The organism is Thermus parvatiensis (assembly GCF_001535545.1).
GTDB classification, from domain to species: Bacteria; Deinococcota; Deinococci; order Deinococcales; family Thermaceae; genus Thermus; species Thermus parvatiensis.
In genome coordinates this window covers 351,679-375,659 of the sequence record NZ_CP014141.1, presented here as the reverse complement: position 1 = coordinate 375,659, position 23,981 = coordinate 351,679, and the positions used below count along the sequence as shown (strand labels likewise).

At 68.0% G+C, this 23,981-nt stretch carries 24 protein-coding genes, 1 rRNA gene and 4 pseudogenes; 14 read left to right on the top strand and 15 right to left on the bottom strand.

What is annotated here, in order from left to right:
• The first annotated feature begins 106 nt into the window (after positions 1-106).
• The 7 genes from AV541_RS02100 (at position 107) to AV541_RS02070 (ending at position 6,847) form a co-directional block, all read left to right on the top strand.
• Positions 107-496 (top strand): DUF302 domain-containing protein, encoded by a 390-nt coding sequence (locus AV541_RS02100; protein ID WP_008633490.1) that lies wholly within the window; start codon positions 107-109, stop codon positions 494-496.
• Positions 497-553: 57 nt separating this feature from the next.
• Complete coding sequence (locus AV541_RS02095) at positions 554-1,957, top strand: multicopper oxidase family protein (protein ID WP_060384133.1); 1,404 nt, start codon at positions 554-556, stop codon at positions 1,955-1,957.
• Between the two features lie 262 nt (positions 1,958-2,219).
• Complete coding sequence (locus AV541_RS02090; RefSeq protein ID WP_019551554.1) at positions 2,220-4,289, top strand: heavy metal translocating P-type ATPase; 2,070 nt, start codon at positions 2,220-2,222, stop codon at positions 4,287-4,289.
• Between the two features lie 9 nt (positions 4,290-4,298).
• Positions 4,299-5,513 (top strand): aminotransferase class V-fold PLP-dependent enzyme, encoded by a 1,215-nt coding sequence (locus AV541_RS02085; RefSeq protein ID WP_014629029.1) that lies wholly within the window; start codon positions 4,299-4,301, stop codon positions 5,511-5,513.
• A 7-nt stretch (positions 5,514-5,520) separates the two neighbouring features.
• Complete coding sequence (gene sufU, locus AV541_RS02080; protein WP_060384132.1) at positions 5,521-5,937, top strand: Fe-S cluster assembly sulfur transfer protein SufU; 417 nt, start codon at positions 5,521-5,523, stop codon at positions 5,935-5,937.
• Positions 5,934-6,140 (top strand): hypothetical protein, encoded by a 207-nt coding sequence (locus AV541_RS02075; RefSeq protein ID WP_008633498.1) that lies wholly within the window; start codon positions 5,934-5,936, stop codon positions 6,138-6,140. Before sufU ends, AV541_RS02075 begins: the two co-directional genes overlap by 4 nt.
• Positions 6,137-6,847, top strand: coding sequence for an alpha/beta fold hydrolase (locus AV541_RS02070; RefSeq protein WP_060384131.1), 711 nt, complete (start codon positions 6,137-6,139; stop codon positions 6,845-6,847). Before AV541_RS02075 ends, AV541_RS02070 begins: the two co-directional genes overlap by 4 nt.
• Here the strand turns inward: AV541_RS02070 and AV541_RS02065 are convergent.
• The 5 genes and pseudogenes from AV541_RS02065 to pyrF form a co-directional block, all read right to left on the bottom strand.
• Positions 6,844-7,380 (bottom strand): Uma2 family endonuclease, encoded by a 537-nt coding sequence (locus AV541_RS02065; protein ID WP_060384130.1) that lies wholly within the window; start codon positions 7,378-7,380, stop codon positions 6,844-6,846. The genes AV541_RS02070 and AV541_RS02065 overlap by 4 nt on opposite strands.
• 113 nt (positions 7,381-7,493) lie before the next feature.
• Positions 7,494-8,462 (bottom strand): NAD(P)H-dependent glycerol-3-phosphate dehydrogenase, encoded by a 969-nt coding sequence (locus AV541_RS02060; protein WP_060384129.1) that lies wholly within the window; start codon positions 8,460-8,462, stop codon positions 7,494-7,496.
• A pseudogene (locus AV541_RS02055) lies at positions 8,459-9,461 on the bottom strand (hypothetical protein). The gene AV541_RS02060 and the pseudogene AV541_RS02055 overlap by 4 nt, the downstream one beginning before the upstream one ends.
• Position 9,462: 1 nt before the next feature.
• Positions 9,463-10,014: an orotate phosphoribosyltransferase gene (gene pyrE, locus AV541_RS02050; protein ID WP_008633505.1), complete on the bottom strand. Its 552-nt coding sequence runs from the start codon at positions 10,012-10,014 to the stop codon at positions 9,463-9,465.
• Between the two features lie 5 nt (positions 10,015-10,019).
• On the bottom strand, positions 10,020-10,793 hold the full coding sequence (gene pyrF, locus AV541_RS02045) for an orotidine-5'-phosphate decarboxylase (RefSeq protein WP_060384128.1): 774 nt from the start codon (positions 10,791-10,793) through the stop codon (positions 10,020-10,022).
• On the opposite strand from pyrF, the gene AV541_RS11360 reads away from it, so the two are divergent.
• A complete protein-coding gene (locus tag AV541_RS11360) occupies positions 10,792-10,932 on the top strand; it encodes a hypothetical protein (protein ID WP_024118769.1) in 141 nt (46 codons plus the stop codon). The genes pyrF and AV541_RS11360 overlap by 2 nt on opposite strands.
• A gap of 122 nt (positions 10,933-11,054) precedes the next feature.
• Here the strand turns inward: AV541_RS11360 and AV541_RS02040 are convergent.
• A 16S ribosomal RNA gene (locus tag AV541_RS02040) occupies positions 11,055-12,573 on the bottom strand.
• A 127-nt stretch (positions 12,574-12,700) separates the two neighbouring features.
• On the opposite strand from AV541_RS02040, the gene AV541_RS02035 reads away from it, so the two are divergent.
• Both AV541_RS02035 and AV541_RS02030 read left to right on the top strand, forming a co-directional pair.
• Positions 12,701-13,366, top strand: coding sequence for a PIG-L deacetylase family protein (locus AV541_RS02035; protein ID WP_060384127.1), 666 nt, complete (start codon positions 12,701-12,703; stop codon positions 13,364-13,366).
• Positions 13,357-13,776: an archease gene (locus AV541_RS02030; RefSeq protein ID WP_060384126.1), complete on the top strand. Its 420-nt coding sequence runs from the start codon at positions 13,357-13,359 to the stop codon at positions 13,774-13,776. The genes AV541_RS02035 and AV541_RS02030 overlap by 10 nt, the downstream gene beginning before the upstream one ends.
• Here the strand turns inward: AV541_RS02030 and plsX are convergent.
• The 9 genes and pseudogenes from plsX to AV541_RS01985 all read right to left on the bottom strand — a co-directional run bounded on the left by plsX (position 13,765) and on the right by AV541_RS01985 (position 21,115).
• Positions 13,765-14,745 carry a phosphate acyltransferase PlsX gene (gene plsX, locus AV541_RS02025; protein WP_060384125.1) on the bottom strand — a complete coding sequence of 327 codons (981 nt, stop codon included), beginning with the start codon at positions 14,743-14,745 and terminating at the stop codon, positions 13,765-13,767. The two genes, AV541_RS02030 and plsX, sit on opposite strands and share 12 nt — an antisense overlap.
• A 2-nt stretch (positions 14,746-14,747) precedes the next feature.
• Complete coding sequence (gene trxA / locus AV541_RS02020; RefSeq protein ID WP_060384124.1) at positions 14,748-15,080, bottom strand: thioredoxin; 333 nt, start codon at positions 15,078-15,080, stop codon at positions 14,748-14,750.
• Between the two features lie 63 nt (positions 15,081-15,143).
• Positions 15,144-15,520, bottom strand: a pseudogene (locus AV541_RS02015) (S1 RNA-binding domain-containing protein).
• Between the two features lie 40 nt (positions 15,521-15,560).
• Complete coding sequence (gene folK / locus AV541_RS02010; RefSeq protein WP_060384123.1) at positions 15,561-16,040, bottom strand: 2-amino-4-hydroxy-6-hydroxymethyldihydropteridine diphosphokinase; 480 nt, start codon at positions 16,038-16,040, stop codon at positions 15,561-15,563.
• Positions 16,037-17,050 carry a mannose-1-phosphate guanylyltransferase gene (locus AV541_RS02005; protein ID WP_060384122.1) on the bottom strand — a complete coding sequence of 338 codons (1,014 nt, stop codon included), beginning with the start codon at positions 17,048-17,050 and terminating at the stop codon, positions 16,037-16,039. The genes folK and AV541_RS02005 overlap by 4 nt, the downstream gene beginning before the upstream one ends.
• The gene (locus AV541_RS02000) at positions 17,047-18,057 is read right to left on the bottom strand and encodes a glycosyltransferase family 4 protein (protein ID WP_060384121.1); all 1,011 of its coding nucleotides are present in this window, start codon (positions 18,055-18,057) and stop codon (positions 17,047-17,049) included. Before AV541_RS02000 ends, AV541_RS02005 begins: the two co-directional genes overlap by 4 nt.
• Positions 18,054-19,076, bottom strand: coding sequence for a hypothetical protein (locus AV541_RS01995; protein ID WP_011228890.1), 1,023 nt, complete (start codon positions 19,074-19,076; stop codon positions 18,054-18,056). The genes AV541_RS02000 and AV541_RS01995 overlap by 4 nt, the downstream gene beginning before the upstream one ends.
• Positions 19,054-20,199, bottom strand: a complete 1,146-nt coding sequence (locus AV541_RS01990; RefSeq protein ID WP_060384120.1) for a glycosyltransferase family 4 protein — start codon at positions 20,197-20,199, stop codon at positions 19,054-19,056. Before AV541_RS01990 ends, AV541_RS01995 begins: the two co-directional genes overlap by 23 nt.
• 115 nt (positions 20,200-20,314) lie before the next feature.
• Positions 20,315-21,115: a hypothetical protein gene (locus AV541_RS01985; RefSeq protein WP_008633531.1), complete on the bottom strand. Its 801-nt coding sequence runs from the start codon at positions 21,113-21,115 to the stop codon at positions 20,315-20,317.
• Between the two features lie 166 nt (positions 21,116-21,281).
• Between AV541_RS01985 and lysJ the strand changes: the two are divergent.
• The 4 genes and pseudogenes from lysJ to AV541_RS01965 all read left to right on the top strand — a co-directional run bounded on the left by lysJ (position 21,282) and on the right by AV541_RS01965 (position 23,967).
• Positions 21,282-22,468, top strand: a pseudogene (gene lysJ / locus AV541_RS01980) ([LysW]-aminoadipate semialdehyde transaminase LysJ).
• Positions 22,469-22,472: 4 nt separating this feature from the next.
• Complete coding sequence (locus tag AV541_RS01975) at positions 22,473-22,676, top strand: type II toxin-antitoxin system HicB family antitoxin (protein WP_008633533.1); 204 nt, start codon at positions 22,473-22,475, stop codon at positions 22,674-22,676.
• A complete protein-coding gene (locus AV541_RS01970) occupies positions 22,673-22,912 on the top strand; it encodes a type II toxin-antitoxin system HicA family toxin (RefSeq protein WP_060384119.1) in 240 nt (79 codons plus the stop codon). The genes AV541_RS01975 and AV541_RS01970 overlap by 4 nt, the downstream gene beginning before the upstream one ends.
• Positions 22,884-23,967: pseudogene (locus AV541_RS01965) on the top strand ([LysW]-lysine hydrolase). Before AV541_RS01970 ends, AV541_RS01965 begins: the two are co-directional and overlap by 29 nt.
• Positions 23,968-23,981 lie beyond the last annotated feature (14 nt).

Here is a 23,981-nt window from a genome sequence, read left to right as displayed (position 1 = left end):
GGGCGGGGCCCAGGGCCTTTCCTATACCCCCCAAAACTCCTCAATACAACTTTCACGAAAGGCCTTTTCTCTCAGGTTCCGCTACACTTTAGGTAGGGAGGGTACCATGACGGACTTAAGGAAAACCCTGAAGACCAGCCTGGCCGAGGCCCGTGCCCGCCTGGAAGCCGCCTTGAAGGAGGAAGGTTTCGGCATCCTCACGGAGATCGACGTGGCCGCCACCCTAAAGGCCCGCCTGGGCCTGGAAAGGCCCCCCTACCTGATCCTGGGGGCCTGCAACCCCAGCCTGGCCGCCAAAGCCCTCGAGGCCGAGCCCGATATCGGCCTCCTCCTCCCCTGCAATGCGGTGCTCAAGGAGGGGCCAGAGGGCGTGGAGGTCCTCTTGCAGGATCCCAGGGAGATGTTCCGGGTCCTTCCTACAGAAACCCAGGAGGCGCTCAAACCCGTAGCCGAGGAGGCGAGAAACCGGCTGGAGAAAGCCTTGGCCAAACTCTAGGGGGTTCTGGAGGGACCTTTATACTTCTTTTACAAACCCCCCCTATCCTCTAAGGGTATGAATACCGACCGCCGAACCCTTCTTAAGCTCACCGCAGGCCTCCTCCTCTCCCCCCTGGCCAGGGGGCAGGCCTCCTTTCCCGAGCCCCCGGTGCTCAAAAGCCGGGAAGGGCTCCTGGAGGTGCGGCTGAAGGCCGCCCCCACCCCCGTTACCGTAGCCGGGCGGGAGGCGCGGCTTTGGACCTATGGGGGTAGCTTTCCGGGGCCCACCCTTAGGGTACGCCCTGGGGATGCCGTGCGCCTCGAGCTGGAAAACCTCCTTCCCGAGTCCACGAACCTGCACTGGCACGGGCTTCCCATCCCCCCTAAGGTGGACGATCCCTTCCTGGAAATCCCGGCCAAGGAAACCTGGAGCTACGCCTTCACCGTTCCCCGGGACCTGGCAGGCACCTTCTGGTACCACCCCCACCTGCACGGGCGGGTGGCCCCCCAGCTCTTCGCCGGACTAGCGGGGGCCATTGTGGTGGAAAGCCCCGTGGACGGGATTCCCGAACTCCGGGAAGCCGAGGAGCACCTTTTGGTCCTCAAGGACCTGGAGCTCGCATCGGGCCGTCCCGCCGCCCACACCCCCATGGACTGGATCAACGGCAAGGAGGGCAACCTTCTTCTGGTCAACGGGGCTTCCCGCCCCACCTTGCGGGCCAGCAAGGCCACCTTGCGCCTCCGCCTCCTGAACGCCAGCAACGCCCGCTACTACCGGCTCCAGTTGGAAGGGCATCCCCTTTACCTCATCGCCAGCGACGGGGGCTTCCTGGAGGAACCCTATGAGGTCCCCGAACTCCTCCTGGCCCCCGGGGAACGGGCAGAGGTCCTGGTGCGCTTCCAGAAGGAAGGGGCTTTCCGCCTCCTCGCCCTTCCCTACGACCGAGGGGTCCACATGATGGGCGGGATGGAGCACATGGGCCACGGAGGAATGGCCATGGGAACAAGCCAAAGGCCCCAAACCCTCCTCACCCTGGTGGCCCCGCCCCGCCCCAAACCCCTCCCCCTGCCCAAGGCCCTGGCCAAACTGCCCGCCCTCAGCCCCAACCAGGCCAGGGTGACCCGGCGCATCACCTTCACGGAGGACATGATGGCCGGGCGCTTCTTCATCAACGGCAAGACCTTTGACCACCGTCGGGTGGACTTCCGCGGGCGGGTGGGCGACCTCGAGGTCTGGGAGTTGGAAAACCAAGGGGACATGGACCATCCCTTCCACCTCCACACCCATCCCTTCCAGGTCCTCTCCGTGAACGGCAAGGCCTTCCCTTACCGCGCCCTTAAGGATGTGGTGAACCTAAAGGCCCAGGAAGTGGTGCGCCTCCTGGTTCCCCTAAAGGATCTGCCCGGGAAAACCGTCTTCCACTGCCACATCGTGGAGCACGAGGACCGGGGCATGATGGGGGTGCTGGAGGTGGGCTAGTGCATCCCCACCGCCATCCTCCCCACGCCCCTCCCTCCCAGGTCCAGAACCGGCATGCGGGCCTCATCCAAGACAAGACCCCGAGGCCATGTTCCGGGTTCTCCCCGAGGCCACCCAAAGGGCCCTGGCCCCCGTGGCCGAGGAGGCCCGGACCAGGCTCTCCCGCGCCCTTTCCCGGCTCTAAAGACCCATTCTCGCTTTTTCCTCCACCCCTCCCCTCAGGGGGAGGGGTGTAAAATCTCCTTAAGAAGGAGGTGCCCAGATGAAGGACAATCGCACCCACCACGCGCACGAGCACCATCACCACCCCTCTCCTTCCGAACCCAAGCACGCCCACCCCTCCGGGGAACACGCTTCCCACACGGGCCACGACAAGCACGCCGGGCACACCCCGGAGATGTTTCGGGACCGCTTTTTCGTAAGCCTCCTCCTCACCCTCCCCATCCTCTACTTCTCCGAACAGCTCCAAGATTGGTTCGGCTACCGGGCAGCCCAGTTCCCGGGAAGCGCCTGGGTGAACCCCGTCTTGGGGACGATCCTCTACTTCTACGGCGGCCTGGTCTTCCTAAAGGGGGCGCTTCGCGAGCTTCGGGCGCGCACCCCCGGGATGATGACCCTCATCGCCCTGGGGATCACCGCGGCCTACGGCTACAGCCTGGCCGTCTCCTTGGGCCTTCCGGGAATGCCCTTTTACTGGGAGCTGGCCACGCTCATTGACGTGATGCTCCTCGGGCACTGGCTGGAGATGGCCTCGGTGCAGGCAGCAAGCCGGGCCCTGGAGGAACTCTCCAAGCTCATGCCCACCACCGCCCACCGGATCGTGGGCGACCGCATAGAAGACGTACCCGTCTCCGCCCTCAAAGAGGGGGACCTGATCCTTATCCGCCCCGGGGAGCAGGTGCCGGCGGACGGGGTGGTGGTGGAGGGCGCTTCCACGATGAACGAGGCCTTCCTCACCGGGGAGTCCCGGCCCGTGCCCAAAGAACCGGGAGACGAGGTGATAGCCGGGGCGGTGAACGGGGAGGGCGCCCTCAAGGTCCGGGTCACCCGCACCGGGGAGGCCACCACCCTAAGCCAGATCCTGCGACTGGTACAGGAAGCCCAAGCCTCCCGGAGCCGCTTCCAGGCCCTGGCAGACCGGGTTGCGGGGTGGCTCTTCTACATCGCCCTTACCCTCGGCACCCTCACCTTCCTCGTCTGGCTCGCCCTGGGACAGGACTTCAACTTCGCCCTCTCCCTGGCAGTAACCGTGGTGGTCATCGCCTGCCCCCACGCCCTAGGCCTCGCCATCCCCCTGGTCATGGTGAACGCCACGGCCCTGGCTGCCCGGCACGGCATCCTGGTCCGGAACCGGGAAGCCTTTGAACGCGCCCGGGAGATCCGCTTCGTGGCCTTCGACAAGACCGGGACCCTCACCGAGGGGCGCTTCGCCGTTCGGGCAATATACGCTGAGGAGTTTTCCGAGGAAGAGGTGCTTTCCCTAGCTGCGGCCCTCGAGGCTTTCTCGGAACACCCCTTGGCCCAGGCCATCGTGGAAGCGGCGGAAGGCAGGGGGCTTCCCCGCCCTGAGGTCCGGGACTTCCAAGCAGTCCCCGGCAAAGGCGTGGAGGGCACCCTCGAGGGTAAACGCTACCGGGTGGGCCGGCCCGAGTGGGCGGAGGAGCTTGGGCTAAGGGTGTCCGAGGCCCTAAAGCGAGGCCTCCGGGAGGCCGAAGGCCGGGGGGAAAGCGTCGTTGCCCTCATGGACGAGGAGCGGGTTTTGGCCTACTTCGCTTTGGCCGACCGCATCCGTCCCTCCGCCAAGGAAGCCGTCCAACGGCTGAAGGCCATGGGCCTCACCCCCGTGATGATCACGGGGGACGCCGAGGCCGTGGCCAAAACCGTGGCCCAGGAGCTGGGAATTCAGCGGTACCACGCCCGGGTCCTACCCCAGGACAAAGCCCGGATCGTACGCGAGCTCAAGACCCAAGGCCCCACCGCCTTCGTCGGCGACGGCATTAACGACGCCCCCGCTCTCCTCGAGGCCGACCTGGGCATCGCCATCGGGGCGGGGACCAACGTGGCCATCGAGTCGGCGGACCTCGTTCTGGTGGAAAGCGACCCCCTGGACGTGGTCCGCGCCCTCCTCCTCGCCCGGGCCACCTACGCCAAGATGGTGCAGAACCTCTTCTGGGCCACGGGCTACAACGCCATCGCCCTGCCCTTGGCCGCCGGGGTGGCCTACCCTTGGGGCATCGTCCTCTCCCCGGCGGTGGGGGCGCTTTTCATGAGCCTCTCCACGGTGATCGTGGCCCTAAACGCCATGCTCCTCAGGCGGGTGCGCCTGGACTAGACTGAGGGCATGGACCTAAGCACCCTAAGGGTGGACTTCCCCCTGATCGCCGGGCGGCCCGACCTCGTCTATCTGGACTCCGCCGCCACGAGCCAAAAGCCAAGGCGCGTCATTGAGTCCCTGAAGCGCTTCTACGAGACCCTGAACGCCAACGTCCACCGGGGGGCCTACCGGCTTTCCGCCGAGGCCACCGAGGCCTACGAGGAGGCCCGCAAAAGGCTTGCCCGCTTCCTGAACGCAAACCCCCAGGAGATCGTCTTTGTGCGCAACACTACCGAGGCCATGAACCTGGTGGCCTACGCCTGGGGCTTGAGAAACCTTAAGGAAGGGGACGAGGTCCTGGTCACCGAGATGGAGCACCATGCGGGCCTCGTCCCCTGGCACCTGGTGGCGGGCCTCAAGGGGGCGAAGGTGAAGGCCATCCCCCTCACGGAGGAGGGCAGGCTGGACCTCTCCGCCCTGGACCGCCTCCTCACCGAGAGGACCAAGGTGGTCTCCCTGGTGCACATGTCCAACGTCCTCGGGACCATCAACCCGGTGGCGGAGATCGCCCGAAAAGCCAAGGAGGCGGGGGCCTTGGTGGTGGTGGACGGGGCCCAGTCCGCCCCCCACCTGCCCGTGGACGTGAAGGCCCTGGGGGCCGACTTCTTTGCCCTCTCTGGCCACAAGATGTTGGGGCCCACAGGGGCCGGGGTGCTTTGGGGAAGGTACGAGGTTCTGGAAGGGATGATGCCCTTTTTGGGGGGCGGGGAGATGATCCGTGAGGTCCACGTGGACCGCTCCACCTACGCCCCCCCGCCCCAGCGCTTCGAGGCGGGCACCCCCCCCATCGCCGAGGCCATCGCCCTGGGAGAGGCGGCCTGCTACCTCATGGAGGTGGGGATGGAAAAGGTCTTCGCCCACGACCGGGCCCTCCTGGAGTACGCCCTAAAGCGCCTGGAGGAGGTGCCGCACCTCCGGGTCTACGGGCCTAGGGGCGATGACCGGGGCGGGGTCATCCCCTTCACCCTAGGCCGCCTCCACGCCCACGACCTCGCCACCTTCCTGGACCAGGAGGGGATCGCCGTGAGGGCGGGCCACCACTGCGCCCAGCCCCTCCACCGGAAGCTCGGCCTTGCGGCCACGGCCCGGGCGAGCTTCTACCTCTACAACACGAAGGAAGAGGTGGACCGCTTCGTGGAAGCCCTTCTAAGGATAGAGGCCAAGTACCGGGCCTGGCTATAATGGACCAATGAGCGTCCTTGACGAGCTTTACCGGGAGATCCTCCTGGACCACTACCAGAGCCCCAGGAACTTCGGGGTCCTGCCCCAGGCCACCAAGCAGGCCGGGGGGATGAACCCCTCCTGCGGGGACCAGGTGGAGGTGATGGTGCTCCTAGAAGGGGACACCATCGCCGACATCCGCTTCCAAGGCCAAGGGTGCGCCATCAGCACGGCGAGCGCCTCCCTCATGACCGAGGCGGTGAAGGGCAAAAAGGTGGCGGAGGCCCTGGAGCTTTCCCGCAGGTTCCAGGCCATGGTGGTGGAAGGCGCTCCTCCGGACCCCGCCCTGGGCGACCTCCTCGCCCTCCAAGGGGTGGCCAAGCTCCCGGCGCGGGTCAAGTGCGCCACCCTGGCCTGGCACGCCCTGGAGGAGGCCCTAAGGTGAAGCGCTACCCGGCCCACAAGGTGACGCCCCTCCTGGTGCAGCACCCCGACCTCATGGAGGCCTGGAAAGAAGCGGCCAAGGAGGGCAGGATCCGGGCCAAGACCCTGGGGCGGGAGAACGTGGTCATCGTGGAGGACCCCGCCCTCATCGCCCGCCTCGAGGCCTTGGGCCTCAAAGGCGAACCCGTGGTGGAGGAAGCATGAGGGGTGTGGTCTTTCTGCACGCCTTCCCCTACAGCCCCAGGATGTGGGAGGGCGAGGTGGCCCTCCTCAAGACCCGTCTCCCCGTCCTCGCCCCCCACTACCTGGGCCTTTCCCTGGGGAAGGCCGCCGAGAAGGTGCTAGGGGAGATGGACGAGGCGGGGCTGGAGCAGGCGGTCTTCGTGGGGCTCTCCATGGGAGGGTACCTCGTCTTTGAGCTCTTCCGGAAAGCCCCGGAGCGCTTCCTGGGCACGGTCCTCTCCAGCACCCGCGCGGGGCCCGACAGCGAGGAGACCAAGCGGAACCGCTACGCCCTAAGAGAGCGGGTCCTGAAGGATGGGGTGGGCTTTCTGCCCGAAGCCCTCCTCCCAAGCCACCTGGGCCGGACGACCCAGGCCACCAAACCCGAGGTGGTGGAGAAGGCCAGGGCGATCATTCTAGAGGCGAGCCCCGAGGCCGTGGCGGAAACCCTCGTGGCCCTCGCGGAAAGGCCCGACTCCACCCCCCTCCTTTCCCGGATGCAGGTGCCCGCCCTGGTCCTCGTGGGGGAGGAGGACACCCTCACCCCCCCGGAGGAGGCCAGGCGCATGTGGAAGGCCCTCCCCGACGCCCGCATGCTCATCCTCCCGGAGACGGGCCACCTCGCCAACCTGGAAAACCCCAAGGCCTTCCGCACCGCGCTTTTGGGCTTCCTCGCCGAGTTCTTTTAAAGCCGGAAGGCGTCCTCGAGGGAGAGGCGGAGGTCCAGGCAGGGCACGTACACCTCCTCGCCCTCCTCCTCCACAACCCCCTCCGGGGTGAGGCGGTAGGCGGTAAAGCGGCGCCTCTCCGGGTCCACCAGGAGGTAGACCTGGAGGCTATCCAGACTCAGGTACATGGCCCGTTTCTCCCTGCGGTCCAAGGCCTCGGTGGCGGGGGAGAGGACCTCCACCACGGCACAGGGGGCTTCCTCGTAGTACGGGTGGGGCGGGCCTTCCCCACAGACCACCATCACGTCCGGGTAGTAGACCGCCTCGTCCCGGATGCGGAGCTTCATGTCGCTCATGTAGACCCGGCACCCCCGGGGCCTGGCCGCCTCCAGGAAGCGGGCGGCGATGTTCAGGGCCACGCGGTTGTGGAGGGCACTGGCCCCGGCCATGGCGTAGGGAAAGCCCCGGTAGAACTCCCGCTTCACGGGGCTTTCCGCCTCCTCCTCCAGGTAGCGCTCCAGGGAAAGGGGCTTTCGGGCGAGCATTTTCTCCATGCTACCTCCGGACCCCCTCCCCTTTCGCTTCCTTCGCCCGGCTGGTCCGAGGAAGCCCCTTGAAAACCCTTTGCCGGGGCCCCCATGCCGGCGCAAGCCGGCATGGGGTGGCCTCACTCCTCCTTGGGCTCCCGGGCCATGAGGGCCTTTAGGGCCGCCAGGGGGTCCAGGCCCTCGTGGGCCACTCGGTGGACCGCCTCGGCCACGGGGAGCTCCACCCCCTGCGCTTTTCCCCAGGCCACCATGGCCTTCACCGCGTAAAGCCCCTCCACCACCCCCCGGGCCTCGAGGGCCTCCCGGTCCACCCCCCGCACCAGGCTCTCCCCCGCCATGCGGTTGCGGGAGTGGAGGCTGTAGGCCGTGGCCAGGAGGTCCCCGAGGCCCGCAAGCCCATAGAAGGTGGCCTCCTCTCCTCCAAGCGCGGTGCCGAAGCGGACCATCTCCCTAAGGCCCCGGGTGAGGAGGGCAGCTTTGGCGTTGTCCCCCAGCCTAAGGCCGTCCACCATGCCCGCCGCCAGGGCCAAGACGTTCTTCACCGCCCCCCCGAGCTCCACCCCCCGCCGGTCCCGGCTGGTGTAGACCCGGAAGGTAGGCCCGGAAAAGAGGGCCTGGACCCGCCGGGCGAGGTCCTCCGGCCCGGCAGCCACGCTCGCCGTGGGGAGGAAGCGGGCCACCTCTTCGGCGTGGTTGGGCCCGGAAAGGGCCACCACGGGCCTTTGGGTCAGGGCCTCCACCACCTCCGCGGGCGTCCGGACCCCCTCCTCCCCGTAAAAGAGGCCCTTGGTGGCGGAAACGTACCAGGGGGCCAAAGGAAGGCCAGCCAAGGTCTCCCGGAGGGCCTTGGAGGGTACCGCCACCACCGCAAGCTCCGCCCCCTCCAGGGCCTCCTCGGGGTCATGGGTGGGGTAGAGGTAGGCGGGAAGGGCCACCCCCGGGAGGTAGTCCCGGTTCTCCCGCATGGCTTTCAAGGCCTCCGCCTGCGCCTTCCGCCGGGCCCAAAGCCGGGTGGGCACCCCTTTGCTGGCGAGGAGGACGGCCAAGGCCGTCCCCCAGGCCCCCGCCCCCAGGACCGCCACCCTCATAGGAGGAAGACCACCTCCCAGGCCTCGTACCAGGCGGCGGCGAGGAGGAAGAGGGCCCCCAAGTAAAAGGCCAGGAGAAGTCCCTTAAGCCCCTCCCGGTACCCTTGCCCCCGGCCACCCGGGCGAGGAGGACGAGCCCGCCGAAGGTGACGAGGATGTAGGCCTGAAGCTCCAAAAGAAGGGTGGGCAGGTGGAAGAGGAAGGCGCTTCCCAGAAGGGCCGGGGAGAGGGCGAAGCCGAAGGCGAAGTAGCGGAGGGCATTGAGGAGGAGCACAGGAACCCCCAAGAGCAAGGCGGGAAGGAGCCCTGTGAGGAAAAGCCCCTGGCTGAAATTCCAGTGAAAGATGACCCCAGCGAGGACCAAAACGCCCTTCCCCACCGCCTCCTGGAGGCCGATGGCCTCCAAGGCGCCCCCGAAGAGGACCTGCACCGCCCGGGCGAGCCCGGGCATGGCGTAGGCGAGAAGGCTCCCCAGGGCGAAGAGGCCGTAGAGGAAGAGGTTGGTGAAGAGGTAAAGGCCCCTCTGGGACCGAACCAGGGCAAAGGCCTCAAGAAGCCAGGCCCGGAAGGGGGAGGGCCTGAGGAGGAGGAAGACCCAAAAGAGGGAGAGGAGGAAAAACCCAAAGCCCGCGAGGGGCGTGAGGAGGTAGGCGGGCACCCCGAGCCCCTCGGGGCGGAAGTAGACCCGCCTGGCCTCCCCCCCTTCCAGGACCACCACCACCTCCCCCACCTCCTCCCCGAGGGCGGCCGGGAAGGAGACCCGGTTCCCCTCCACCTCGGGGCTTTCCAGGTTGACGGTGAGCCCCTCGGGGGCGGGGGGAAGAGGGCAAAGCGCTCAAAGATCCTCGGGGCCTCCTCCGGGGGGGCCCTAAGGACCTCCTCGAGGCTCGGGGAGAGCTCTCCCTTAAGCCAACGGGCCACGGCCTCCCTTGCGGCCTCCTCCGGAGCCGCGAGGGCCAGGGAGAAAAGGCCAAGAAGAAGAGCAGCGAGGAAGCGCACCCTAGACCTCCTCCAGGGGAACTTCCTCCCGGCAAAGGGGGCAGGCCTCCGGAGCGTACTGGGGAACCTCCAAGGCAAGGAGGGCCCGGAAGGGCACGCCGAAGGAGGCCCGGCCCCCGCTCCGGTCCACGATGGCCCCCACGCCCACCAACACCCCGCCCCGGGCCTCCGCCGCCCGGATCGCCTTGCGGACACTCTCCCCCGTGGTCACCACGTCCTCCACCGCCAGAAAGCGGTCGCCCGGGTTCACGGTGAGCCCCTTGCGGATCAGCATCCCCCCCTTCCCGTCCTTCTCGGCGAAGAGGGCCCGGGCCCCGAGGGCCTTCGCCACCACGAAGGAAAGGACCACGCCCCCGATGGCCGGGGCGATGACGAAGTCCACCTTCTCGTCCTCAAAGAGCTTGCCCAAAGCCTCCCCCACGGCCTCGGCGTAAAGGGGATGCTGGAGGAGGGCCGCCGACTGCAAAAAGAGGGGGGAGTGCATCCCCGAACGCAGGAGGAAGTGGCCCTCTAGAAGCGCCCCCGTCCTCCGGTAAAGCTCCAGGACGTCCATCCCCCCTACTCTACCAGAGCCTTCAAGAGGGCCTCCGCCGCCTCCAGGGCAGCCTTTAGGTCCGGCCTTCCCCCGGGGTAGTAGAGGGCCCGGCTCGCCGCAAGAAGAAGCCCCTCCCCTTTGAGGGGCTTACCCCCTTGGGCCCCCACGCCGGGGAGGAGGAGGGGGGCGTGGGGCGCCCTTTCCCGCACCCTGGCCACGGCCTCCGGGTAGGTGGCCCCCACCACCATCCCCACCCGGCTCCAGGTACCCTCCCGGTACCCCTCCCCCTCCCGTTCAAGAGCCTCGGCCAGGTAAAGGTAGAGGGGCCTTCCCTCCACGGGGAGGTCTTGAATAAAGCCGGAGCCGGGGTTAGAGGTCTTCGCCAGGACGAAGACCCCGCCCCCTGTGCGGGAAGCGGCCTGGAAGAAGGGCTTCAGGGCGTCCAGGCCCAGGTACGGGTTCACGGTGAGGGCGCTTCCCGGGAAAGCCTCCAGGTAGGCCCGGGCGTAGGCCTCGGCGGTGGAGCCGATGTCCCCCCGCTTCCCGTCAAAGATCACCGGAAGCCCCATGACCCGGGAGGCGCTGGCAAGCTCCCAAAGAAGCGCCATCCCCTCGGGGCCCAGGGCCTCAAAAAACGCCAGCTGGAACTTCGCCGCCGCGAGGCGTGGGGCCAGGGCCTCGAGGAGCACGAAGGTGTAGCGGCGGATATGGGCCAAGGGCTCGGGGCCGTGGAGCATCGGCCTCGGATCCACGCCGAGAACGAGGGGCGGCCGGGAAAGGGCCTCGAGGAAGTCCATGGGCTTCACTATAGGGGTTGACGCCCCGAACGCCCAAGAGGACCCAGCCCTCCTGCAAAACGCCGAAAGCACCGCGGGCTGGAACAACACCTCCGGCCACCCCCACCCCGAGCCCTTCCTCAACGTGCGCGGCCTCTAAAAAAAGGCCCCGCCGAGGCCAGGCCTCGGCGGGAAAAAAAGCACCCCCCTAACGGGGGGTGCGCTGCCGGCCAGAGCGGGGCGGCTTGAAAGCGCGGGAACAGGCTTTCGTTAGCTCCTTAGAAAGGAGGTGATCCAGCCGCACCTTCCGGTACAGCTACCTTGTTACGACTTCGCCCCAGTCACGGGCCCTACCCTCGGCGCCTGCCCGTAGGCTCCCGGCGACTTCGGGTAGAGCCCGCTCCCATGGCGTGACGGGCGGTGTGTACAAGGCCCGGGAACGTATTCACCGCGGCATGGCTGATCCGCGATTACTAGCGATTCCGGCTTCATGGGGTCGGGTTGCAGACCCCAATCCGAACTGGGCCCACCTTTTTGCGATTAGCTCCCCGTTGCCGGGTGGCCTCGCTTTGTAGTGGGCATTGTAGCACGTGTGTCGCCCAGGCCGTAAGGGCCATGCTGACCAGACGTCGTCCCCTCCTTCCTCCCGCTTTCGCGGGCAGTCCCGTTAGAGTGCCCGGCCGAACCGCTGGCAACTAACGGCGGGGGTTGCGCTCGTTGCGGGACTTAACCCAACACCTCACGGCACGAGCTGACGACGGCCATGCAGCACCTGTGCTAGGGCTCCCCTCGCGGGGCACCCCAGGCTTTCACCCGGGTTCCCTAGCATGTCAAGGCCTGGTAAGGTTCTTCGCGTTGCTTCGAATTAAACCACATGCTCCACCGCTTGTGCGGGCCCCCGTCAATTCCTTTGAGTTTCAGCCTTGCGGCCGTACTCCCCAGGCGGCGCGCTTAACGCGTTAGCTTCGGCCCCCAGAAAACCCAGAGACCTAGCGCGCATCGTTTAGGGCGTGGACTACCCGGGTATCTAATCCGGTTTGCTCCCCACGCTTTCGCGCCTCAGCGTCACGGGTGGACCAGGTGGCTGCCTTCGCCATCGGCGTTCCTCCCGGTATCTGCGCATTTCACCGCTACTCCGGGAATTCCACCACCCTCTCCCACCGTCTAGCCTGAGCGTATCCCACGCTCCCCCACGGTTGAGCCGTGGTCTTTCACATGGGACGCCCCAGGCCGCCTACACGCCCTTTACGCCCAGTGAATCCGGGTAACGCTCGCGCCCTCCGTATTACCGCGGCTGCTGGCACGGAGTTGGCCGGCGCTATTACCCCGGTACCGTCAGTCCCCTCGTCGGGGGTTTCGTCCCGGGTTCAGGAGTTTACACCCCGAAGGGCTTCTTCCTCCAAGCGGCGTCGCTCCGTCAGGCTTGCGCCCATTGCGGAAGATTCCTAACTGCTGCCTCCCGTAGGAGTGGGGCCCGTGTCTCAGTGCCCCTGTGGCCGGCCACCCTCTCAGGCCGGCTACCCGTCGTCGCCTTGGTGGGCCATTACCCCACCAACTAGCTGATGGGACGCGGGCCCATCCGGAAGCGGGCAAAGCCCTTTGGACACACCCCAAGGGGCGGGTCCACATGGGGGATTAGCCCGAGTTTCCCCGGGTTGTCCCCCTCTTCCGGGTAGGTCACCCACGCGTTACTCACCCGTCCGCCGCTGACCACGGAGTAAAACCCCGCGGCCCGCACGACTTGCATGTCTTAGGCACGCCGCCAGCGTTCACCCTGAGCCAGGATCAAACTCTCCAACAAATCAACGCCCTAAACGGGCGTAGAGCTCAGATGCTTGGCCTGTTCCCGCGCTTTCAAGATCCCCCGCCGGCCCTGCCGGCGCAACTATGAATCTACCAAGCCCCCCTCCTTCTGTCAAGATGGGGGCATGGACCTCCTCGTGGTGGTGCCCCACCCGGACGACGAGAGCTTCGGCGCAGGCGGAGCCCTCCTCCTCGCCAAGGAAGCGGGGCTTAAAACCGGGGTCCTCACCCTGACCCAAGGGGAGGCCGGGAGGACCCTTGGCCTTTGTCCCCCAGAAGAGCTGCCCCGGGTGCGCATGGAGGAGTTAAAGCGGGCTGCGGACATCCTCCAGGTGGACTACCTCGAGGTGCTGGACTACCCCAACGCCCTCCCCGAGGGCGCCCAAGGGGAGCGGGGGCCGGCCACGGGCCGGGGCCTTGCCGACCACCCCGAGGCGGTGGAGGCGATCAAGACGCGGCTTTTCCGTCTTCGTCCCCGCTTCGTCCTCACCTTCCCCCCGGATGGGATCAACGGCCACCCCGACCACGTGGCGGCAAGCCGCTACGCCCGAAAGGCCGCTCAAGGCCTCGCCCAGGTGGTTTACTTCGTTAGACCCGACGGGCCCTGGCCCGTGACCCACCGCCTCCGCCTCCCCGAGAGGGTCTTGGCGCGGAAGCTCCGGGCCATCGCCCAGCACAGGACCCAGGCCCTCTCCGTGCTGAAGTTCCTGGAGCTGTTCCCCGAGCGCCTCTGGACCGAGACCTTCCACCTGCCGGGCGCTTCGGATCTTCGGGAGGGGCCGTGGTGGTGAAGCCTTTGGACCACACCGCCGACGTGGGGTTTGCCCTCGAGGCCCAAAGCCTGGAGGAGCTCTTTCAGGCGGCCCTGAAGGGCCTTCTAGACGTGATGTTCACCGCCCCTCCCCAAGGGGGCAGGAAGCGGCGGCGCCTAAGGCTTTTCGCCGAGGACCTGGAAACCCTTCTCGTCCGCTTCCTCAACGAGCTGATCTACCTGATCCAGACCAAAGGCTTTGTCCCGGGAAGGGCCCGCATCCGGGTGGAGGAGGAAGAGGGCGGGTACCGCCTCACCGCCACCCTCTTCGGCGAACCCTTCCAGGAGGGTTTCGGCTTTCAGGGGGAGGTTAAGAGCGCCACCTTCCACGGCCTCTCCGTCCGTAAGGAGGACGGCCGCTGGAAGGCCCGGGTCATCCTAGACGTGTAGGGCAGAAAGCTTTTGCCGCACCCGCTCCAGAAGGCCCGCCTCCACCAGGGCCTTGGCCCGGAGGAGGGCGTTTTTCACGGCGAGGGCGTCGGCGGAGCCATGCCCGATGAAGACCGCGCCCTCCACGCCCAAGAGGGGCATGGCCCCGTACTGGGCGGGGTCCACCCGGGCTTTCACCCGGGCGAGGGCCTCCCGGACCAAAAGGGCCCCAAGGCGCGCCCGGAAGGAGGAGGTCAAGGCCTCCTTAATCCAGGTGAGGAGGACCTTGGCCTCCCCCTCGGCGAGCTTCAAGACCACGTTGCCCGTGAACCCATCGGTGACCACCACCTCCGTGGTCCCGAGGAAGATGTCCCGCCCCTCCACGTTCCCGTAGAAGCGCTCCCCTAAGGCAGCCTTGAGCAGGGGGTAGGCCTCCTGGACGAGGGCGTTCCCCTTCCCCTCCTCCTCCCCGATGGAGAGGAGGCCCACCCTTGGGGCCAAAGCCCCGCTCGCCTCAGCGTAGGCCAAGCCCATGGCGGCGAACTGGACGAGGAAGGAAGGGCGGCAGTCGGCGTTGGCCCCGCCGTCCAGGAGGAAGGTGCGGCCCTTTAGGCTAGGGAACTCCACAAGGAGGGCGGGCCTTTCTACCCCCTTAACCCGCCCGAGGACGAAGAGGGCGGCGGCCAGGGTGGCCCCGCTATGGCCCATGGAGACCACCGCCTGGACCTCGCCCCGCTTTAAAAGCTCCATGACCACCCTCACGGAGGCCTGGGGGCGGCGGCGGACCTCCGTGGCCACCTCCTCCATGCGGATGTGGTCCGGGGCGTGCCAAACGGGAAGGTCGGCCCCCAAACGGGCAAGCTCCGCCCGCACCTGGGCCTCGTCGCCCACCAGGAGGACCTCCACCCCCTCCCGGGCCGCGGCCACCGCCCCGGCCACCACCACCTGGGGAGCCCGGTCACCCCCCATGGCGTCCAGGGCGATGCGCATCCTCAGGCGGTGGCGGGCAGGTGCTTCTCGATCTTAGTCTGGTAGTTGCGCTTGGGCTGGGCCCCCACCAGGACCTCCACCGGCTGGCCGTCCTTGAAGAGGATCACCGTGGGGATGCTCATCACCCGGTAGCGCATGGCGGTCTTGGGGTTCTCGTCCACGTCCAGCTTGGCCACCAAGAGCTTCCCCTCGTACTCTTTGGCGATCTCCTCCAGGATGGGGGCGATCATCCGGCAGGGGGCGCACCACTCCGCCCAGAAGTCCACCAGGACCAAGGGGTGTTGGCCGAGGGTCTCGTCAAAGTTCTGGTCGGTCACCTCAATGGGCTTCGCCATACCCCCCTACTCTACGGCAAACCCCCGGGGACGACAACGCCCCGGGGGCGCCTTCCTCGGCCTTTAGCGCTTCTTCCGGCCGCCCTTTTTGCCCTTGCCCCCAAACCCTCCGGTGCCCCGGAGAAAGCTCTTGAGCTTGTTCTCAAACTCGGGGGATTGTTTGGGAAGCCGCCTGGGCCTGGGCGGGGGCGCGCCCCCTTCGGGGGCCGGGGTCAGGTCCTTGATGGAGAGGTCCAGCCGCCCCTTGGCGTCCCGCCCTTTAATCAGGACCTGGACGATATCCCCCTCGTTGAGGTAGTCCCGGACGTTCGTCACGTACTCGTGGGCGATCTGGGAGATGTGGACCAGGCCCTGCTCCCCCCCGCAAGCTCCACGAACGCGCCAAAGCTCACCACCCGCACCACGCGGCCTTCCACAACGGTTCCTGCTTCTAGTTCCACGTTCCTTCTCCTCGCGCGGAATCCACCCGCGGTGCCCCCACTATACCACATAGGGCCGGACCCCAGAAGGGTCTAGGCCCGCGAGGAGCTCGGCAAAGGTCTTCCCCAAAAGGGGGTGCCGCCCCTCAGGAACGAGGTCGCAAAGGGGCACGAGGACGAAGGCCCGCTCGTGGAGCCTGGGGTGGGGCAGCACCAGGCCTTCCTCCTCCAGGACCATGTCCCCGTAAAGGAGAAGGTCCAGGTCCAGGGTCCTGGGGCCGTAGCGCTTCCTGCGCTCCCGCCCCAAGGCCCGCTCTATGGCGAGCATGGCCTCGAGGAGGCCCCTGGGGGGAAGGGCCGTCTCCACCTCGGCCACCAGGTTCAGGTAGAGGGGCTGGGGCGGGCCTAAAGGCTCGGTCTCGTAGAGGGAGGAGAGGCGGAGGAGGCGGGTTTCGGGGAGGCGGGAGAGCCGGGAAAGCCCCTCCAAGAGGTAGGCCGCGCGGTCCCCGAGGTTGGAGCCCAAGGCCACGTAGGCCGTCATTCCTGGGCCTCGAGGCGTTTCACCACCTCCCGCACTTCCCGGGCCCGGTCCTTGGGCACCACCAGGACCTCGTCCCCCACCTTGGCCACCACCAGCCCGGAAACCCCCAGGGTGGCCACCACGCCCCGGTCGGCGTAGACCACGCACCCGAAGGTGTCCAGGGCCACGTGCCGCCCCTCCCCCAGGACCACGTTCTCGTGGGGGTCCTGGGAGAAGACCCGCTCCAGCGCCCGCCAGTTCCCCACATCGTCCCAGGGGAAGCGGCCGAGGACCACCCGCACCCTCTCCGCCTTCTCCATCACCCCGTAGTCAATGGAGATCTTGGGGAGGCCGGCGTACACCTCCTCCAGGGAGGCCCCGGCGAGGAGGCGCTCCAGGGCCTGGTGGTGGCTTGGGAGGTGGCGCCGGAAGAGCTCGGCCATGGTGGCGGGGGCGAAGGCGAAGACCCCGCCGTTCCAGACGTAGCCCTTGCGGATGTACTCCAGGGCCCTCTCGTAGGAGGGCTTCTCCACGAACCCCTCCCCCCGGTACCAGGCCCCCTCCCTGGGCCCCAGGCGGATGTAGCCGTACTCCGTCTCCGGACGGGTGGGCCTCAGGCCCAGGGCCACCACAAAGCCCTCCTCCGCCGCCTCCAGCATGGTGGCCAAGGCCTCCCGGTAGGCCTCGTCGTCCCCCACGTAGTGGTCGGCGGGGAGGACGAGGAGCCGCTCGGCCCCCTCCTTCAGGGCCTCGGCCACCCCTAAGAGCACCGCCCCCGCGGTGTCCCGGCCCAAGGGCTCCAGGAGGAGCCGGATCCCGTCCGCATAGGGACGGGCCACCGCCTCCTGGTCCCGGCGCACGGCAAGGAAGGTGCGCTCTGGAGGCACGAGGGGGGCGAGGCGCTCCAGGGTGGCCTCGAGGAGGGTCTTCCCCTCAAAGAGGGGCAGAAAGGGCTTGGGGCGGTCCTCCCGGGAGAGGGGCCAAAGCCTCTCCCCGCGTCCGCCCGCCATCACCAGGGCGTAGGTCTTCACGCTCCCACCACCTTTCGGTAAAGCCCCAGGTAGTCCCGGGCCATGCGTTCCCGGGAGAAGCAGGCCTCCGCGTAGCGACGGATGGCCCAGCGGTCCAGGCGCCTCACGGCCTCCAGGTACTCCAAGGCCTCCTCCCAGTCCCTCACCAGAAACCCCGTCTCCCCGTGGCGCACCGTCTCGGGGAGGGCCCCTAGGGGCCTTGCCAGGACGGGGACGCCGCTCATCATGGCCTCCACCGGAGCAAGGCCGAAGGGCTCCTTGAAGTTTACAAAGTGGAGGAGGGCGATGGCCCCATCCAAGAGGGTCTGCCGGGTCTCGGGGTCCACGGGGCCCAGGAACTCCACCCCTTCCCCGAGCAGGGGGGCCACCTCGTTTTGGAAGTAGGCCTCGTCCTGGATGGGCCCGGCGATCTTCAAGGGAAGGCGCGACTTTCGGGCGAAGAGGATGGCCTCCCGGATGCCCTTATCCGGGTGGATGCGGGAGAGGACGAGGAGGTGCCTCCCCCCCTCCCCCACCCGGAAGCGCCGCGGGTCCACCCCGTGGTGGACGACCCCCAGGTAAGGAAGGCCCGGGTCCTTGTCCGCCTCGGAAATGGCCACGTAGTGGACGTGGGGTAGGGCGGCATAGCGGCGGTAGACCTTCTTGATCTTCTCGCTGGAGAAGCCGTGGATGGTGGTGAGGACCGGGACCTTCACAAAGGGGGTGAAGTAGAGGGGCATGAAGTCGTAGTGGTTGTGGACCAGGTCAAACTCCCCCGCCTCCTCCATGGCGCGGGCGATGTGGAGGAACTCCTCCACCTTCCAGTCGGCCTCCGGGTCCTCCCAAAGGGGCTTCGCCGCGGTGCACCGCAGAGGCGCCCGGGTCTCGGCGTCGCAGGTGGCGTAGAGGACCACCTCCACCCCGAGGTCCAGAAGGGCCTCGGTGAGGTCGTAGACCACCTGTTCCCAGGGTCCGTACCGCCTGGGGGGAACCCGCCAGGCGATGGGGGCCAGCATGGCCACCCTCACGGCCGCCCTCCCAAGGCGAAGACCCGCCCCAGGGCCACGCCCTCGTCCACCTGGGGGAAGACCCCCTGGACCAGGGCCTGCCAGGCGAGGAGGTAGGCGAGGAGGGCCTCCGCCCCGCGGTTTTGGTTGGGGCCGTGGGGGGTGAGGCCGTCCATGGGGCCGAAGGCGTCCACCAGGGGGGCACGGAGGCGGTTCCGCCCGTGGAACCAGAGGAAGGCCACCTCGGCGAGGACCCGCTCCCCGAAGCGCAGGTGGGCGAGGAGGGCGCACTTGGCCTCAATGGGCTGCTGGTCAAAGAGGGGCTTCTCCCCTCCCCGCTCCATGAAGCGGTTGCCCACGGGGTCAAAGAAGAGGCCCTCCTCCCCCGGGGTGAAGTAGTGCTCCTTGAGGAAGGCGAGGGCCCTCCGGGCCAGGGCCACCGCCTCTCGGCGGCGGAAGGCGAGGCCGTAGGCGTACAGGGCCTCCACGGGGCGGTGGTTGGCGTAGGTGAGGGGGCCGGGGTAGGGCCAGGCGGGCTCGGCCTCCCGGAAGGCGCGAAGGAGCCCCTCCCCCAGGGCCTCGGCCGCCTCGAGGAAGGGCTCCTTGGGCAAGGCGAGAAGCCCGAGGAGGGCGTAGGCCCGCCCCCTCAAGGAGGTGAAGCCCTCGAGGGCGGGAAGGGCCCGGAGAAGGGCCTCCCGGGCAGGGCCCGCGTAGGGGGGAGGAAGCCTCTGGGCGGCGGCGAGGGCGAGGACGGCCCGGCCCGTGGGGTCCTCCGCCTCCCCCTCGTCCTCAAAGCGGCCGTCCAGGGTGAGGCCGTTCCGGAAGCGGCCGTCCTCCTTCTGCATGTGGAGGAGGAAGGCGAGGTAGGTCCGCACGAGCCCCTCGTCCCGGGCCCCCTCGGGGAGGAGGCTGAGGTAGAGGAGGGCCCGGGCGTTGTCGTCCGTGGTGTACCCCTCGCCGAGCCTGGGCACCCCGTGGTGGGCGTGCTCCAGAAGCCCCCGGGCGTCGGTCAGGGCCCTAAGCCACCCGAGGCCGAACATCCGCCACCTCCTCCAAGAGCCGCCGGTAGGCCCGGGCCACCCTGGGCCAGGTGAAGTCCCGGGCGTAAGCGTAGGCCCGCTCCTCCATCTCCCTTAGGCGCTCGGGGTTTTCCGCGAGGGCCAAGACCGCCTGGGCCCAGGCCTCCTCCTCCAGGGGAAGCAGGACCCCCCGGCCCGCGGCGAGGGCGGCGCGGGCGTGCCGGAAGGGGGTGGAGAGGACGGCCTTGCCCAGGGCCAGGGCGTAGGAGAGGGTCCCGGAGGAAACCTGCTCCAGGTTGGGGTAGGGCAGGAGGAAGAGGTCCGCCGCCCCCGCCAGGCGGTAGAGCTCCTCCTCGGAGAGGTACCCCTCCCGCAGGAGAAAGGCCTCCCCCACCCCCAGGGCCTCGGCCATTTCCCGCACACGCTCCAGATACCGCCGCCCCTCGTGCCGCTCCAGGTTGGGGTGGAGCCTCCCCGCCACCAGGTAGCGGACCCTAGGGTTGTGGGGCAGGACGCGGGCGAGCACCCTCAGGGCGAACTCCAGCCCCTTGCCGGGCCCGAGGAGGCCGTAGGTGAAGAGGAGGAAGGCGCCCTCCAGCCCCAAGGCCCGCTTCAAGGCCTCCTTAGGGGGCCGCGGAAGATCGGGGACCCCGTGCGGGATGTGGGCCACGGGGATCCGCACCCCCAGGGCCCGCAGGAGGCCTTCCCCTTCCGGGTGGAGGGCGACGAAGGCCTGGGCCCTCTCGGCCATGGCCCGGAGAAGGCCCTGCATGTAGCGGAGGTCCACCTCGCCGAGCCCGGGAGGCGGGGCCTGGAGGAGGGTGTGGAGGACCACCAGCTTGGGGCCTTGGGCCTCGAGGAGGTCCAGGACGTAGTCGCCCCACTTCCCGCCGTAAAGCCCGTACTCGTGCTGGAGGATCACCGGCCCCCGGAGGAGGCACGCCAAGGCCCTGTACCCCTCCCGGTCCTCCTTGGCCACCACCCGGACCACCTCCTCAGGGAAGGGCAGGCTCACCTCCTCGGGGTGGGCCACCACCGCCACCTGGGAAGGCACCCCTTCCCGCAAGAGGGCCTCCCGCAGGTCGCGGTTGAAGGTGGCGATGCCGCAGCGGATAGGAGGATAGGTGCCCACTAGGGTCAGCATGCCCGACCTCCGGTCCGTTCAAGGGGATACCCCCTTATCAAATATAAGGATAGCACATATGCTAATGATATGCTCAATCAACGTGCGCCAAACGGACCCTGCAGCCGCCCCGCCCCTACAGGGGAAAGACCAGGGTAAAGTCCAGGAGGTTAAACACGAGGCCAAAGAAGTCTTCCAAGCCCCGCTCCGCCGAAAACCGGAAGGGGGCCTGCAGCCGGAGCTGGCTCTCCATCCCCTCTCCCAGACGGAAGCGGTAGCCCAGGTAGGGGAAGGCCACCCAGGTGTCCCCCGGCCGGTAGCCCGTCCCCAGGCCGAAGAAGGCGTCCCCCAGGTAGGCGTGGGCGCCCAAAGCGGGCCAGAGGGCCCCAAAAAGAAAGAAGGCCCAGCCGCCAAGCCAAAGGGCGTAGCCTTCCTCCTCGTAGGCCAGGGCCGCGACCACGGGCCTGCCGGTAGGGATGGGCACGTACAGGCGGAAGCGGCGCTCGGGGTCAAAGACGGGCGTGAAGGCCTCCCGCCCGGAAAGGTAGTAGCGAAGGCCCACCCCGAAGTGAGCCCCGCCGACGTCTAGGACCGGGCCCATGCCCTCCAGGAAGACCGCAAAGCCCTCGCCCAGGAAGGCCTCGAGGCCCACGAGGCCGGAAACGCGCCTCCCGTCAGACCCCACCTCCACCCCAAGCCCCAGGTAGTAGGCCCCGGGGAGGCCGAGCCCCATAAAGCCCAAACGGGGAAAGAGGGGATTGGTAAGCCCTTCCCGGCGCAGGTAAAGGTGGGCGCTCGCCTCCAGGTTGTGGTCCACCCCCACCCGCCACCACAGCCCAGCGGGGAGGGCCTGGCCGAAACCGAAGACGCTCTTGTCCACCGCGCTCAAGCTGAAGAAGGACTGGGCCTGGGCCACGGCCAGCAAGAGGAGTAACACTGCCCACCTTCGCATAAATCCATACTATCCGGGGCCGCAGTTGACACGTTAGATGCCTTCCCCCTAGGCTTAGGGGGAGATGCGCGCCCGGGGCAAAAGCTGAGCCCGCCTGGGAAGCCTGGCTTCCCGGGCGGCCCCGGGGGCTTTTCTTTATGGAGGTGCGGGCGTGGAGACGAGAACCCTGGAAGACTGGCGGGCCCTTTTGGAGGCGGAGAAGACCCTGGACAGCGGCGTCTACACCAAGCACGACCTCCTCATCGTCCGGGGCCAGGGCGCGAGGGTCTGGGACGCGGAAGGCAACGAGTACATTGACTGCGTGGGCGGGTACGGAGTGGCCAACCTGGGCCACGGCAACCCCGAGGTGGTGGAGGCGGTGAAGCGGCAGGCGGAGACCCTCATGGCCATGCCCCAGACCCTCCCCACCCCCATGCGGGGGGAGTTCTACCGGACCCTCACCGCCATCCTCCCTCCGGAGCTCAACCGGGTCTTCCCCGTGAACTCGGGCACCGAGGCCAACGAGGCCGCCCTAAAGTTCGCCCGGGCCCACACGGGCAGGAAGAAGTTCGTGGCCGCCATGCGGGGCTTCTCCGGAAGGACCATGGGAAGCCTCTCCGTCACCTGGGAGCCCAAGTACCGGGAGCCTTTCTTGCCCCTGGTGGAGCCCGTGGAGTTCATCCCCTACAACGACGTGGAGGCCCTTAAGCGGGCCGTGGACGAGGAAACGGCCGCGGTGATCCTGGAGCCCGTGCAAGGGGAGGGGGGCGTGCGCCCGGCGACCCCCGAGTTCCTAAGGGCTGCCCGGGAGATCACCCAGGAGAAGGGAGCCCTTCTCATCCTGGACGAGATCCAGACCGGAATGGGCCGCACGGGGAAGCGCTTCGCCTTTGAGCACTTCGGCATCGTCCCCGACATCCTCACCCTGGCCAAGGCCCTAGGGGGCGGGGTGCCCCTGGGGGCCGCGGTGATGCGGGAGGAGGTGGCGCGGAGCATGCCCAAGGGGGGGCACGGCACCACCTTCGGGGGAACCCCCTGGCCATGGCCGCAGGGGTGGCGGCCATCCGTTACCTAGAGCGGACACAGCTTTGGGAAAGGGCCGCGGAGCTTGGACCCTGGTTCATGGAGAAGCTTAAGGCCATCCCCTCCCCCAAGATCCGGGAGGTGCGGGGCATGGGCCTCATGGTGGGCCTGGAGCTCAAGGAAAAGGCCGCCCCCTATATCGCCAGGCTGGAGAAGGAGCACCGCGTCCTCGCCCTCCAGGCGGGGCCCACGGTGATCCGCTTCCTGCCGCCTTTGGTCATTGAAAAGGAAGACCTGGAGCGGGTGGTGGAGGCGGTACGGGCGGTGCTAGCATAGGGAGATGAGGCGGCGTTACCGCGTGGTGGTGGAGCGGGACGAGGAGGGCTACTTCGTGGCCCACGTGCCTGAGCTCCACGCCCACACCCAGGCCCAAAGCTTTGAGGAACTCCTCCGGCGCCTGCAGGAAGCCATCGCCGTATCCCTGGAAGAGGAGAGGGCGGAAGTCGTAGGCCTGGAGGGCGCGCTGGAAATTGAAGCGGCGTGAGCCCCCGCCTTATCCCCATCACCGGCCAGGAGCTCGTCCGCCTCCTGCAGGAGGAGGGGTTTCAGGTGGTGCGGGTCCGGGGAAGCCACGTGCGCCTTCGGCACCCCGACGGCCGGGTCACCACGGTACCCGTGCACCCGGGGGAGACCCTAAGGCCGGGAACCCTCCTCGCCATTCTCAAGGACGTGGGCTGGAGCAAGGAAACGTATGAGCGAAAGCGCCTTGGATCCCGTTGAGTTCCTCAAGGGGGCCCTGGAGATCCCCTCCCCTTCCGGAAAGGAGCGGCTCGTAGCCGAGTACCTGGCGGAGGGGATGCAAAAGCTGGGCCTCAAGGGCTTCGTGGACGAAGCGGACAACGCCCGGGGCCAGGTGGGGGAAGGGCCCGTCCAGGTGGTCCTCCTGGGGCACATTGACACCGTGCCCGGCCAGATCCCCGTGCGCCTGGAAGGGGGCAGGCTCTTCGGCCGGGGAGCGGTGGACGCCAAGGGGCCTTTCGTGGCCATGATCTTCGCCGCGGCGGGGCTTTCCGAGGAGGCTAGGAGGCGCCTCACCGTCCACCTCGTGGGGGCCACGGAGGAGGAGGCCCCAAGCTCCAAGGGAGCAAGGTTCGTGGCCCCCCGCCTCAAGCCCCACTACGCGGTGATCGGGGAGCCTTCGGGCTGGGAGGGGATCACCCTGGGGTACAAGGGGAGGCTTTTGGTGAAGGCCCGGCGGGAGAAGGACCACTTCCACTCGGCCCACCACGAGCCCAACGCCGCCGAGGAGCTCATCAGCTACTTCGTGGCCATCAAGGCCTGGGCCGAGGCCATGAACGTGGGCCAGCGTCCCTTTGACCAGGTGCAGTACACCCTCCGCGACTTCAGGGTCCACCCCGCGGAGCTCAGACAGGTGGCGGAGATGTTCTTTGACCTAAGGCTCCCTCCAAGGCTTCCCCCCGAGGAGGCCATCCGCCACCTCACGGCCTACGCCCCCCCACGATTGAGCTGGAGTTCTTCGGCCGCGAGGTCCCCTACCAGGGGCCCAAGGACACCCCCCTCACCCGGGCCTTCCGCCAGGCCATCCGCAAGGCCGGGGAAGGCCCGTCTTCAAGCTGAAGACGGGAACGAGCGACATGAACGTCCTGGCCCCCCACTGGCCGGTGCCCATGGTGGCCTACGGCCCCGGGGACTCCACCCTGGACCACACCCCCTACGAGCACGTGGAGGTGGCGGAGTTCCTTAAAGGGATTGAGGTGCTGAGGGGGGCCCTCGAGGCCCTGGCCCAAACGCACGCAGGGGAGAAGGAGGGGTAGGCTAAGCTAAACGC